Origin of the sequence: Colwellia sp. D2M02 (assembly GCF_018860755.1) — a bacterium.
Taxonomy (GTDB): Bacteria; Pseudomonadota; Gammaproteobacteria; order Enterobacterales; family Alteromonadaceae; genus Colwellia; species Colwellia asteriadis.
The window spans coordinates 51,759-64,626 of the sequence record NZ_JAHKPW010000057.1 but is presented as its reverse complement, the minus strand read 5'-3'; the positions used below and the strand labels follow the sequence as shown (position 1 = coordinate 64,626).

Here is a 12,868-nt window from a genome sequence, read left to right as displayed (position 1 = left end):
ATATAAGAAAAAATTACTTTTCTGAATCTCTAGCTTGATAGTTTTTCTTCTTTTCATATGATAAGCAAGGCAAATTTCGCGTCAATAGCTGGCCTATTGCAAGTAAATTTAACGAAGAAGTTAGGAAAAGTAGCTGCTAGAGAAACATTTGTTAAGCCGAGCTCAGGTTATTTAGGCTATTCTGATAATGTGTACTATTAAGAAGACATTTCGACTAAATAGTCAGAAGCTAGTTTTTGCTTTTCTTGCTCTGAAAAAGCTTTACCTGCTTGTTGAAAAAACTCTTGTTCTTCTTCCTCTAAATGGTGGTCAACTTTGTGAGCAAGTTTTTTGAACGTTAATAACCATTGCGGAGAACTCATTTCTAGCGCATCTAATTCCGCGATAAACTTATCTATTTGATGATGTTCTGCCACACCATGACGAGACAAATCAATAGTGCTATCTAGTTGCATGAGGGGTGCGTAAAAGTATCTTTCTTCGGCTACGGCATGCGTTTCTAACTCTACTTTGAGCTGCTGATAATATTCAGCCCTTACAGCGGAGTTTCCTGTTGTATCTAATAATAACTTAATAAGCGCCCTTTGCTTCTCATGGTCATTTCGTAATGCTTCAAATATTTTCATGTGTAACTCCGATTATTAATATGACACCGTGTCTATCCAGCTGCTTTATTTAACCTTCAGCTATAGTTAAAAAAGACATAAAACAAAAAATAATTTAACAATTGAATTAGCGTTTATGCCGCCTTTTTACAAAATAGAACTTACGTATTTGCTATTCACTAAGTAATGTTCACTTAGTAACATTCAATATTCATACCATTCAAATTAAAATATAAATCATTGAAAATAAAGTAATTTAAACAGGTCATCATTTACTAGAAATAACATATGCAAGATGTACACAGCACGTATGAAAAGTTTACACACCGTTTAACGACTACCGAATTAATAACGTTAAAGTGATTAACCTGAACTCATACACCGAAGAAATATCTACACCGCTAACTCAAATTACTTTTTAGGGGAAGAAAAACGCTAAATTTAATATCAAGTGTGTGTTAATTTAGAGCACAAGAAGCTATTTCTAATAGCACTAGTAGCTGAAAATTATGATCAAAATAAGAAATAGCTCTGTTGTTTAAAGATAAAATCGAGAAAGTAATATGTTAATAATATCGACTCTAGCAACCTTATTAATTGCTATAGCCACTCTGCTGCCTTTATCAAAAGAAACACATTGGGTTGTTAGGTCAATGGATTTTCCTAGACTGCAAATAGCGGTTATTTCAGCAATAATTCTTACTTATAATCTTATTTTTCTTGATATGAATATGAGTATTACTTGGCTATTGGTTTTCACTGCTTTTTTCTGCTTAGCGTGGCAGCTGTGGTGGGTACTACCTTACACCTTTTTATGGCCTAAAGAAGTCAAAACATCAAAGCTTGATAATGCTAATAAAGAACTCAGCATAATGACATCTAACGTACTTAAAACTAATCATAATAGTGACGCGTTAATTGACCTTGTTAGCAGTAATAAACCTGATATTTTAGTAACACTAGAGTCTGATGAGTGGTGGGAGAATAAATTAAAAGTATTAGAGAGTGACATGCCTTATACCGTTAAATGCCCACTTGATAACTTATATGGCATGCATGTTTTTTCGAGACTGCCTTTCACTGAAGAGACGATATCTTATTTGGTTGAGAGTGATATTCCATCAATACATCTTTCTCTAGAACTAAGAACTGGCCATAAAGTAAGAATGCATTTTGTTCACCCTGCACCACCTAGCCCTACAGAAAACACAGAATCTACAGAGCGTGATGCTGAGCTAATCACCATTGCAAGAAGCCTTGAAAAAACAACCCAGCCAGTTATTGTAACAGGCGATTTAAATGATGTAGCTTGGTCTAAGACCACACGACTTTTTCGTAAAATTAGTGGTCTACTTGATCCGCGTGTAGGACGTGGCATGTTCAATACATTTCACGTTGACTATTTCTTTTTACGTTGGCCGTTAGATCACCTTTTTCATAGTGCCCATTTTACCGTAAAAAGCATACAGCGCTTATCATCTATTGGATCAGACCATTTTGCGCTATTCACCGTACTGGTGTATGAGGTCGCAGAAAAAACAAGTCAAGATGGATTAAGTACACAACCCCAAGATCATATCGAAGCGAGTATCATATCGAACAAAAAAGGAGTAGATAAAAGTGAAGTGCCAAGCCCTAGTGAATAAAGGGCTGTATTTCATAGCTGTAATAAGCACACTAGAAAAACAGCTCAAAACAAAAAGCGTATTTTATTTATCGTTTTTATCTTCAAACCAGCAATAACAAGGTTGCTGTGAGTAGTATGGTTTTTGTTTTTTATTTACCGGTTTTGTTTTAAACCTTAATAACATAGATTGAATATATTTTTTTAGCATGTCAGTCCATTCGCGTAATTGATTCGTTAACTCATTTATTAAAAGCAATATGAGTTGGGCATTATTTTCTGCTGTAAGATTAATGCGCATACTTAGCAGACGCTAAGGGGTGAGCATTGTACTATGAGGTTGCTTGTAGCATCATTTATGCTTTTTAACGTATCCCACAGGCATTTCTCAAACGCAGAAAAAAACACACCGCAGTGTGTTTTTTATTCGCTTATTAAAATAAATTAGCTATGAGCAACTTCTAATTTATCAACTACCGACTTAACATCATCAGTATTTTTAGCAATAACAACGGCAAGCTCTTTAGCACTATCTGATTCAACTTTACCCATTAAAGTTACCACGCCGCCACTCACTTCTACTTCAATATTAGTGCCACTGACTTCTGACTCGATTAACAGCTTAGTTTTAACAACTGTCTCAACTTTTGAGTCGGTCAGAGAAGCTAATATCTTACTATCTTCATGCTCGTTGTCATTGAGTACTGTCAGCTTATTATCTACAGAGGCTACACCGTCTAAACTTTCTACAAGCTCTTCTGCTAATGCTTTATCAACGTCACTGTCAACTTTACCAGTAAGAATAACTACGCCATTTTGAACATCAGTATTAATATCAAAAGAGTTTAAACTCCCGTTAAATAGCAGCGTACTTTCAGCTTTTCCATCTAACCATGCATCTTTAGATTTATCTTCCCACGTGTTCGCCGCATACGCCGCAGTTGAACCAGCAGTTAATAATGTTAATGCGATAATAGAACGAATTGAGTTTTTCATAATATTCTCCTTTTTATTAATTCACACTAACTATTGCCACTATCATGCCAAAACATAACATAATGATTTATAAGGATTAAAATGTTTGATAAAAACTAAATTTGGCAATTAACTTACTTTTTTACATATCAAGTATGTAAAAATTACATGCTTTGAGAAACATTACTTATGCTGAACAACGCCGGTTACGCATAGTTTATTGGGTCAAAAAAAGCCACTTTTACAATAAAAGTGGCTTTTTAGTAGGCTCTACTTGCATACTAGTTGGGTTAACAGACAAGACTAACACCTAACTTAATTAGCAATGTAAATAACTAAGTAGGCGTTTCAGCTTTTTTAAAGCTGCCTTGATTTGAAATGACCGCATCTAAACCTTGACCACCTTTAATACCAAAATCGAGTGTTCTAATAGGGAAAGGAATTAAAATATCAGCGTTTTCTAACGACCTTTTAATCGTAACAATAGTGCTATGCCTAGCCTCCATAAAGCCTGTTTCGCCAGGATAATCAATCCATACCCAAACCAATAAATTAACAGCGCTGTCTCCAAAACTTTCCGCAAAAACCGCTGTTTCATCTTTTTTAATGACAAAGTTACATCGGTTCAACTCTTTAACAATTACCTCTGCAGCCTGCTCTATATCATCAGCATAAGATATTGATACCGGTATCTCTAAACGCCTCACTCCTAGTACCGTATAATTGGTTAAAATATTTCTGAATAAAATTTTATTAGGAATCACCTCTAGTTGGCCAAAAAACGTTTCTACCAGTGTATTTCTCAAGTTAATTGTTTGGACTGAACCAAACACACCATCTGCTTTAATAATATCCCCTACCTTAAATGGCTTTCTTATACCCATAACAATACCGGCAATTAAATTTTCGGTCATATCTTGAAAAGCAAAACCAATGGCTAAACCAATAATACCGGCACCTGCCAGTAAAGAGGTTACAGTACCTTTTAAACCAACAAAGTCTAAACAAATGAATACCCCCATTAATATCAAACACGCTTTAATAATAGCTGTGCTTAAATCTGCAATTTGCTTAGAGTCAAATGCACTCCTTAAAACTTTACGAATAATATTGCCAGCGACACGCGTAAATAAAGAAAAAAAGATGATAAATATAATCGCTACGATCAAGTTTGGAATATGCTGAATACCGGTTTCTAGCCAGTTATTTAACTTACCTTCGATCAATGACCAATATTTATCTATTGCTAGTAAATCCACAATTTTGCTCCTGTTTGGACTATAAGTTCTCTCACCAATACAGCTAAAGCAATATTCATACCTCAAAGTAAACAACTGAAATACAATAGTTTATTCAAATTTATTTATAGAGATTTATGCCCATCAGGTAAATATTACAAAAATTTGTGAAATACTCACGGTCCGAAAATAAAAATTTAACACAGACTATTTCAAAGTAATTTATTACTATGCAAAACAGCTCTCTTACTCTGATTTAGAGAAGCAACAATGCAATGAAGCACAACTCTTTTCTATAAAATCCTCTCGGCCTCAACCCTAGCTAGATCAGACAAGCTCAGGCATAATTCACCTATTAGTGATTATTTAAATAGGGTGTATTCATGATCTACAGTATGACAGCTTTTTCTCGCATAGAAATAAAAGGCGATTGGGGCAATGCCGTTTGGGAAATTCGCTCGGTCAATCAACGTTATTTAGAAACCTACTTTCGCCTACCTGAACAGTTTAGAGGGATAGAGCCGGTTTTACGTGAACGTTTTCGCAAACAATTAAACCGCGGTAAAGTAGAATGCAGCTTACGATTTAATGCTAACCCTGCCACCAAATCTGAATTAGCATTAAATGAAAAACTAGCACTACAGCTTATTCAGCATGCTAATTGGGTAAATGAGCAAACACTTAACAGCCAGGTAAACCCTTTAGAAGTGATGCGTTGGCCTGGCGTAATGGAAGCACCTGAAACCGATATGTCGGCCATTCAAGCGGAATTACTCACGGCATTTGATACGGCATTGAAAGACTTCATAGCCGCACGTGCAAGCGAAGGCGAAAATTTAAAAGCGATGATTGAGCAACGTTTAAGCGCTATATCAGCACAAGCCGACCAAGTACAAAGCTTTATGCCTGCTATTATTGAATGGCAACGTAACCGTATTATTGACAAATTTAACGATGCAAAAATTGATTTAGACTCTGGCCGCGTTGAGCAAGAATTAGTATTACTTGCCCAAAAAATGGATGTTGCCGAAGAACTAGACCGACTTCATAGCCATGTAAGTGAAACACAAAAAATATTGAAAAAAGGTGGCGCACAAGGCCGTCGCTTAGACTTCATGATGCAAGAATTTAATCGTGAAGCTAACACCTTAGGTTCAAAGTCAATCAACGCTGACATCACTAATGCTGCGGTCGAGTTAAAAGTGTTAATTGAGCAAATGCGCGAGCAGATCCAAAATATTGAGTGATTTTTTCACCTGTTACTATTTGCCATAATTAACAAATAAAGCCTCGTTTTTCGGGGCTTTATTGTTTCTTTATGTTTTCATCTGTTTATAGGTGTTATAGTATTTGTGGTGGGCAATATGGTGAGCACATGATCATCGTTAAAATATAAATGGTGGGCAACTAGGAGTATGGCAATTATCACAGCAAAACAAATACAGGCTTTTGTAAAGGGCGCTCCTAAAAGACACCCTATCGGTAGTGGCTTGTATTTAGTTGTAAGAAATTCAGCAACACCTTATTGGATGCTGCGTTATTCATCTAACGGTAAGAGAAAGGAAATTACATTAGGCCAATACCCTGACCTATCGCTAGCTGACGCTAAGGCCGATGCAGCCATAAAAAAGCGAGAAGTGAATTTAGGCTCTGATCCGCTGATTGCTAGAAAGCGAATTAAAGAGCAATCAATTAAGCTAGTAGATGATCTCTTTGCTGATTGGTTTGATAACGATATTGCCAAGCGGCTAAAACATCCAAATATACCAAAGCGTGTATACACTAAGGACGTTAAGCCCTTTATTGGTGATATGCCTCTCGATCAAGTAAATGCCCGTGATATTCGCAAAATTATTCAAGCTATATCTGATGATCGGCCAACAATTGCTAATGATGCGTTAATGTACTTAAAGCAATTATTTAGGCATGGCATAAAGCTGGATTTGATTGCTCATAACCCAGCTAGTGCTTTTACTGTTTCTGATGCAGGGGGCGTTGAAAAGAGTCGAGATAGATATTTAACTTTAGATGAAATCACCAAGGCTTTTAAAGTTTTTCAACAGCATCCAGCAAAGTTTAATCGTGATAATTATTTAGCTTGTGCCTTGCTTGTGACGTTAGGGGTTCGTAAAAGTGAGCTTTGTTGCGCGAAGTGGGAAGAATTTGAACTTGATAAAGCTCTATGGCACTTGCCAGAAGGTAGAAGTAAAACGGGCGCACCGATCACTATTCCTTTACCTAACCAAGTATTAGTGTGGTTAAATGAGCTTACAATGCGTGCTTGTGGCTCTGATTATGTATTTCCTGCTAGACGAGCATCAAAAAAACCTCATATGGGCGACGATACGCTAAATAGGGCTATTTCTTCGATGTTTGGTCATGAGGCTGGGCGTAAAACACAACCACCTAATTTAATGGGTGATATTAAGCCATTTTCACCGCATGATTTAAGGCGAACTTTTAGAAGCTTGGCCGCCTCTCAAGGTGTTGCTGGTCATGTTGCCGAACGCTGTTTAAATCATAAATTAAAAGGAGTTGAAGGTATTTATGATCGCCATGATTACCTCGAAGAACGAAAAGATGCTCATACCAAAGTCACAAACTTATTAGAGCCAGTTATCGATGGAAAATAACCCGAAAAAAATAGATTGTGTGCGCAGGCTAAAAAAATTAGCGAAGTGGTATCGGCCAAATAGGTATGCTTGGGTGAAAGATGCCACCTTATCTAAGATTAGTGATGAGCTATCGAGCAGACGAGCGGCTTATCATGGGTTAAAAAATAATAGCATTGAAGATGGCTATATCGGGGGTTTATTTGCTATATCTTTAGAGGAGTTACCTGCCAAAGCACCAAGTAATATTGAGTGTGAAAGAATTCATGAAGAGCTATATAAAAGTGCTGTTTACCCTGTTTCCATGGGACATGTACTTTTATGTGAAAAGAAATATAAAACGCGCTCTGATTATGATGCTGACCCGTTTTCACAAAAGAATACTATGCAATTTCTGGCAGATAGCGATGAAGACATTTGGGTTAACTTACCGCTTCATATGCGAGATTCAGATATATTGGACGAGGTTCAAAAACTATTAAATCAGCTTAGAGCTAAGCTCAATAAGCCTCAACCAGATAATTACAAAATGAAGTCCCGTGTAGAAAGACTAAAAAAAGGTGGGATTTTTGAGTATTTAGATTTAGATATTTGGGCGAAAGCAAATGGCTATTTACTTAATTTAAGTACCATTGCTCAAGCTATTAATGCGCATACTGTAGATACAGATCTTTATGCCTCAGGTGCAGAAAAGAAAATTTATGACAAAAAAACTGTTTCTGATGATATAAAGCGACAAGCTGAAATTGCGGTTACATTAAAGTTTTCTGATAAATTAGATTTAATTTTAACTAATCAAAATAACGAAGATGTTACGTAGCCCTTTAAAATCAATACAACCACGTATCGTGGTTTCGCCACTGTAGTTTTTATCAAAAATCTACGGACAACAGCAATATTATACGCACTAGTATATGCCAATCCCTATACGAACAGGCAGAGGCACTATGACAGCACAATACACCCAACCCACCCCTGAGAAACGAAAAGAACTACTACAAATAGTTGGTGAATCAGATCGCTTAGTAAAAGATCTAGAACGTAAGAAACTGACAACTTTAAGTCGAACACAGACGTGGAAGTTAGAAAAACAAGGCGTACACCCTCAACGTGTTCAATTAAGTACAAATTCAATCGCTTGGTTATTATCAGACCTTTTATGGTTTATCTATAAGCAGGTACTAACAAACAACACTGATAAAAATTCCAATTCCTAAAATATTTAACGATGTAAATAGTAATCGGTCTTCAATATTCTTATAGGTAATTTATGGGGTTTGAAAAAAATAAACGGTCTAAGGCTAAAGAGCGTTTTGCTGGTATTCCTCATGCTGTTATGAATCATATTGATTACATTGAACTCAGTGGTAATGCTATTAAATTATTACTTGAAGCTGCTAGGCAATACAACGGCAGAAATAACGGAAAACTATGCTTCGTTTGGTCACAAATGGTTGAACGCGGTTGGAAATCTAAAACGACTTTAAGTTCTGCAAAAAAGGAGCTACTAGCAAAAAACTTACTTGTGATTAGCAAATATGGAGGCTTACTGCATGGTAAAGGAATACCTCAATATTATGCTTTAACTTGGCAAGCAATAGATGAAATCAACGGCTTTGAAATTGATGTTGAGCCAACAATAAAGCCGATAAGAAACTTTCGATTATAAAAATATCCTAGTCCAGTTTCTATACCGTATCAGTCCAAAAGCTGGACTAGTATCGGTACATAATATGGACTAGGACTACATTTTTCGGTACAGAAATTGGACTAGGAGAAAAGCTCACACTTCCAATTTTAATGGCGCATGAAGTTAGTGTGTGCAAACTACTGTAGTCCAGTTGTTGGACTCCTATATATATAACCATATTCCAAGTATGCAAAACACTTGGTTAAGTGATCAGATTAAATGGAAATAGTATGTGTAAGCAATTAGAAATAATAGAAGTGATAACTAGTAAAGCAGATCAAATAAACGTCGTAGCATCAGTTGCACAACAAGGCAACATAGAAGAATTAAATACAGATAAAATTGAGAGCTTATTCGGGCTCATAATGCAAATATCTAAAGATATATCATCAATAGCAAATCAGAGTGTTTGCTGAGGGTACATAAAACATAGTTATGCCTAGAGTACATTCAACGAGAGACCGTGAAGAGTTTAGCGTAGTCCTCAAATCATTGGAGAGAAATCGTGGTATTAAAGCTCGTTGGATCGCAGAACTTACGGCACTTTGGGCATTGAGGATTAGTGATCTACTTGCAATAAAGACGAGTCAAATTGATCAATCATTTAATACTGGTGAGTTTGTAATCATTGAAAGTAAAACCAAAAAACGAAAGGTCATTACTCTAACCCAACACGCCATAAAATTGCTAGACGAAATGCGACTAACATTTCCAAATGATGTTTATTTATTTGAGAGTAGATATGGTGGGAAAAGGAGACCTATTAGTCGTAAAACAGTTTGGCGTTGGATGTGTGAAGTTGAACCTGATGTTATTAAATGGCGTAGATCTTGTGGTCGTTTAGGTGGAGTTAACTTAGGTACTCATTCGTTACGAAAATCAGGTTCAAGGTTAAGACAGCAAGCGGGGGTTTCATTGGAAGAACTCCAACAGTTATTGAACCATAGTAAGCCAGAAACGACGATTAATTATCTTGATAACAATGAACAAGACTTGGTAGATACGTTTGTTGCTGGTGATAAAGCTTTGTTTGGATAATTTAATTAAATTGAGACAGTTTATAAGTTACGTCCCAATAGTAGGCTAACAACTTGATTTTAAAAGAGTTGCGTTTCTGTAGATTTAACATGATTTAAGTGTTGATGATTATGCCATTGGTAACGGATAAAGTTATATATATCAAAGAACTACTTGTAAATAGGTATTCTGAAAACTATAGGGGGACCCTGAGGGTTTCATTAATAACCACGGGTGCGAGGCTCGCGGTAATTGAAAAATATTTGCGTTTGCTATAGTGCAGCATCAGCTTTACCACTTGGGTGGTAAATTACTTGAATTTATTGGGCTGTAGCTTGCTGAATTTTGATTTTCATGTCAGATAATAGCGAATTTTAAACACAGATAAGCTTAAGGGAAACAAATTTTGAATATAGATTCTAAGTCATTAATCGCAGGGCTACCAGCATTAGAGGCAAGAGATATAGCAAGTAAGTTAGCTAATTTTTATAATGGTTTTTCAATTAAATGTTATGCGGAAATGTTTAACATCAATAGACCATTAGCCATAAAACAAATAGAAGCATTTGAAACTCAAGGATATATAGAGCGAATTGAAAATCATAAATCAAAGCCTTTTTGGGAACGAACGGTTAAAGGTTGTCAGCTTTCAATGGCAAGTGCAGCCAAAAGAGTAAAAAGAACAACTGCCGATAAACATTTTCGAGATTTTCTGGAACGAGTTAATGAGGTAAATACTAACGACAAATTTCTTTACCAAGTTAGCAAAGTTTCGTTATTTGGGAGTTACCTCACCGATGCTGAAACAGTAAGCGATATAGACCTGTTTGTTTGGCTTGAAAGAAAACCTAAATTTTCGCAAAATTTTTCAATGGTACGAGAGCAGCGAGCCATTGAAATGCAATCAGAAGGGAGAAATTTCAAAAGCTACGATGAACTATTAAGCTGGCCTGAATTAGATGTTCGTAAGTATCTTAAAAATCGCTCTAGAGTAATTAGTATTCAAGGTAATCACTTTGGTGCAGAGCAGATAGATTATAAAATTATTTTTGAAATTTCTGATGTTAGTTAAAAAGGCTATAAAAAAGGCTGGAAATCGGCATTAATTAAGGACTTTTTCTTAATAAACGACAAGCAATAGAGCTAGAAAATACAAGACTATATTTAATTGGTTAATCAGAAAAGGCTTTATTTATATAGGGTGCATAAGGGGGGGAGGTAAAATCTCTAGAGTCTATAGTACCGTGACCGTACCCTCAGACTTATTTTTATACTCGCAAAATTAAAAGTTTTTGACCCCGCCAAGATCCTCCTATTAAAATCATGTTGTGACGTGTCACATTGTTGAGTTACTCCAATTATAGGAATTTAACTATCGAGGTAGATTAATCAACTTTCTTTTGATCCTGACAGAAGAGCTTGTACAATATTCTAATATGTTATTTTTTATAAATTTTAATAACTCACTCATAAAGGAAATGTATGCTTGAACTATCATCATTAGAAGATATATCTATCTTGCGTGAATCATCTGAAATTGAATGTAAACTCGCTGGTGGGAAAGATGGTAAAGGTGAAGTTCCAAAGGATATGTGGGAGTCGTATAGTGCGTTTGCTAATACAGATGGTGGCTACATAATTTTAGGCCTTCGCGAAAAGAAAGGTTCATTTACAGTCGAAGGTATAGAGAATATACATAAAGTGAGAGGGGATATAGTCAATACAGCTAATTCTAATAAAGTAAGTTGTAATTTACTCTCTAATAAATCAATTGAAGAAATTGAAATTGATGGGAAACTTGTATTAGTTATATCAGTTCGACGAGCTACACGAACTGAACGTCCTGTCCACTTAAATAGTAACCCTTTTGGTCATACATATAGAAGAAAATGGGAGTCAGACGAAAAGCTTAATGATGAACAAGTTAGACGTATGATTGCCGAGCAAGTTGAAGAGTCAAGGGATAATAAAGTACTTAAAAATTTTGGTTTTGAAGAACTAGATTCAGAGTCTTTAAAAATATATCGACAAGCATACTCAAATCTAAATCCGGGTGCACCTTGGAATGATTTAAATGATTTAGAGTTTTTAAGGCGAATAGGTGCTTGGCGTATTGATCGTGAAACAGGAAATCAGGGGCTAACGGTTGCAGGGTTACTAATGTTCGGTACGCATTATGTTATTCAAGAACAATTTCCGTATTACATGCTGGATTACCAAGAAAGGCCAGAAGCTAAAACTGAACGTCGATGGGTTGATAGATTAACTTTAGATGGTACTTGGTCTGGTAACTTGTATGATTTTTATAGAAAAACTTATCGAAAGTTAACCTCTGACTTAAAAGTACCATTTGAAATAAAAGGTGGCATTAGACAAGATGATACTCCTATACATGTTGCCTTGCGTGAGGCTTTAGCTAATGTATTAGTACATGCGGATTATAGTGATAGAGCATCAGTGCTAGTAGTTAAAAGACCTGATATGTTTGGTTTTAGAAACCCCGGTCAAATGCGTGTTCCAGTTAAGGTTGCTATGAGAGGGGGAGAAGCCGATTGTAGGAACCGAACTCTTCACCAAATGTTTCGTTATGTAAATATCGGTGAACAAGCAGGATCAGGAATTCCAAAAATTTTAGCTGGGTGGAAAAATCAAAGTTGGCAACAGCCACTGATAAGGGAATTATTAGAGCCATATGATCAAACAATTCTTGAATTGAAAATGGTTGATCTTTTTCCTTCTCAAATTACTGATAAATTGAAAGAAAATTTTGGAGATAAATTTACAGAATTAAATGAACTTGAGCGGTTAATAACGGTATTAGTTTATGGTGAATATTACATTTCGCATAAAGAGTTATGCCAGTTGAGTTCAGCTCATACAAGAGAAGTTACACTTGCTTTGGTTCGTTTAGAAAGAATGGGAATTATTGGTTCAACCGGAACTCATAGAAATAAAGTTTATCATTCACCAGAAAACGAAATACCTACACCAGATAATAGTCTTGGGCAGTTTATTGCTGATAATTTATTTATTACAAAGCCCTTATCTGATTTAGAAAGAAGCATGGATAAAGAGATAAACCCGGAGATAAACCCGGAGTTAAACCC

At 35.9% G+C, this 12,868-nt stretch carries 12 protein-coding genes; 9 read left to right on the top strand and 3 right to left on the bottom strand.

All coding sequences use genetic code 11. The features are described from left to right. Nucleotides 1-197 precede the first annotated feature (197 nt). Complete coding sequence (locus KO495_RS09445) at nt 198-626, bottom strand: hemerythrin domain-containing protein (protein ID WP_215980152.1); 429 nt, start codon at nt 624-626, stop codon at nt 198-200. Nucleotides 627-1,168: 542 nt separating this feature from the next. Between KO495_RS09445 and KO495_RS09440 the strand changes: the two genes are divergently transcribed. Beyond that, a complete protein-coding gene (locus KO495_RS09440; protein ID WP_215980151.1) occupies nt 1,169-2,251 on the top strand; it encodes an endonuclease/exonuclease/phosphatase family protein in 1,083 nt (360 codons plus the stop codon). Between the two features lie 422 nt (nt 2,252-2,673). Here KO495_RS09440 and KO495_RS09435 read toward each other — a convergent pair whose 3' ends face one another. Continuing rightward, entirely contained in the window at nt 2,674-3,225 is a 552-nt protein-coding gene (locus tag KO495_RS09435; protein WP_215980150.1) for a BON domain-containing protein, read from the bottom strand. A gap of 314 nt (nt 3,226-3,539) precedes the next feature. Beyond that, complete coding sequence (locus KO495_RS09430; protein WP_215980149.1) at nt 3,540-4,463, bottom strand: mechanosensitive ion channel family protein; 924 nt, start codon at nt 4,461-4,463, stop codon at nt 3,540-3,542. A 362-nt stretch (nt 4,464-4,825) separates the two neighbouring features. Here KO495_RS09430 and KO495_RS09425 point away from each other — a divergent pair, with 362 nt between their 5' ends. From KO495_RS09425 to KO495_RS09390, 8 genes are all read left to right on the top strand, one after another. Further along, complete coding sequence (locus KO495_RS09425; RefSeq protein ID WP_215980148.1) at nt 4,826-5,689, top strand: YicC/YloC family endoribonuclease; 864 nt, start codon at nt 4,826-4,828, stop codon at nt 5,687-5,689. A gap of 168 nt (nt 5,690-5,857) precedes the next feature. Continuing rightward, the gene (locus KO495_RS09420; protein WP_215980147.1) at nt 5,858-7,075 is read left to right on the top strand and encodes a site-specific integrase; all 1,218 of its coding nucleotides are present in this window, start codon (nt 5,858-5,860) and stop codon (nt 7,073-7,075) included. Further along, complete coding sequence (locus KO495_RS09415; RefSeq protein WP_215980146.1) at nt 7,065-7,874, top strand: DUF6387 family protein; 810 nt, start codon at nt 7,065-7,067, stop codon at nt 7,872-7,874. Before KO495_RS09420 ends, KO495_RS09415 begins: the two co-directional genes overlap by 11 nt. A 94-nt stretch (nt 7,875-7,968) precedes the next feature. After that, nucleotides 7,969-8,271 (top strand): AlpA family phage regulatory protein, encoded by a 303-nt coding sequence (locus KO495_RS09410; protein WP_252738895.1) that lies wholly within the window; start codon nt 7,969-7,971, stop codon nt 8,269-8,271. Nucleotides 8,272-8,324: 53 nt separating this feature from the next. Further along, a complete protein-coding gene (locus KO495_RS09405; RefSeq protein WP_215980145.1) occupies nt 8,325-8,723 on the top strand; it encodes a hypothetical protein in 399 nt (132 codons plus the stop codon). A gap of 456 nt (nt 8,724-9,179) precedes the next feature. Further along, complete coding sequence (locus tag KO495_RS09400) at nt 9,180-9,782, top strand: tyrosine-type recombinase/integrase (protein ID WP_215980144.1); 603 nt, start codon at nt 9,180-9,182, stop codon at nt 9,780-9,782. 385 nt (nt 9,783-10,167) lie between these two features. After that, complete coding sequence (locus tag KO495_RS09395; protein WP_215980143.1) at nt 10,168-10,833, top strand: nucleotidyltransferase domain-containing protein; 666 nt, start codon at nt 10,168-10,170, stop codon at nt 10,831-10,833. Nucleotides 10,834-11,243: 410 nt separating this feature from the next. After that, nucleotides 11,244-12,868: RNA-binding domain-containing protein (locus KO495_RS09390; RefSeq protein WP_215980142.1), on the top strand; the 1,625-nt coding region annotated here is incomplete at its 3' end.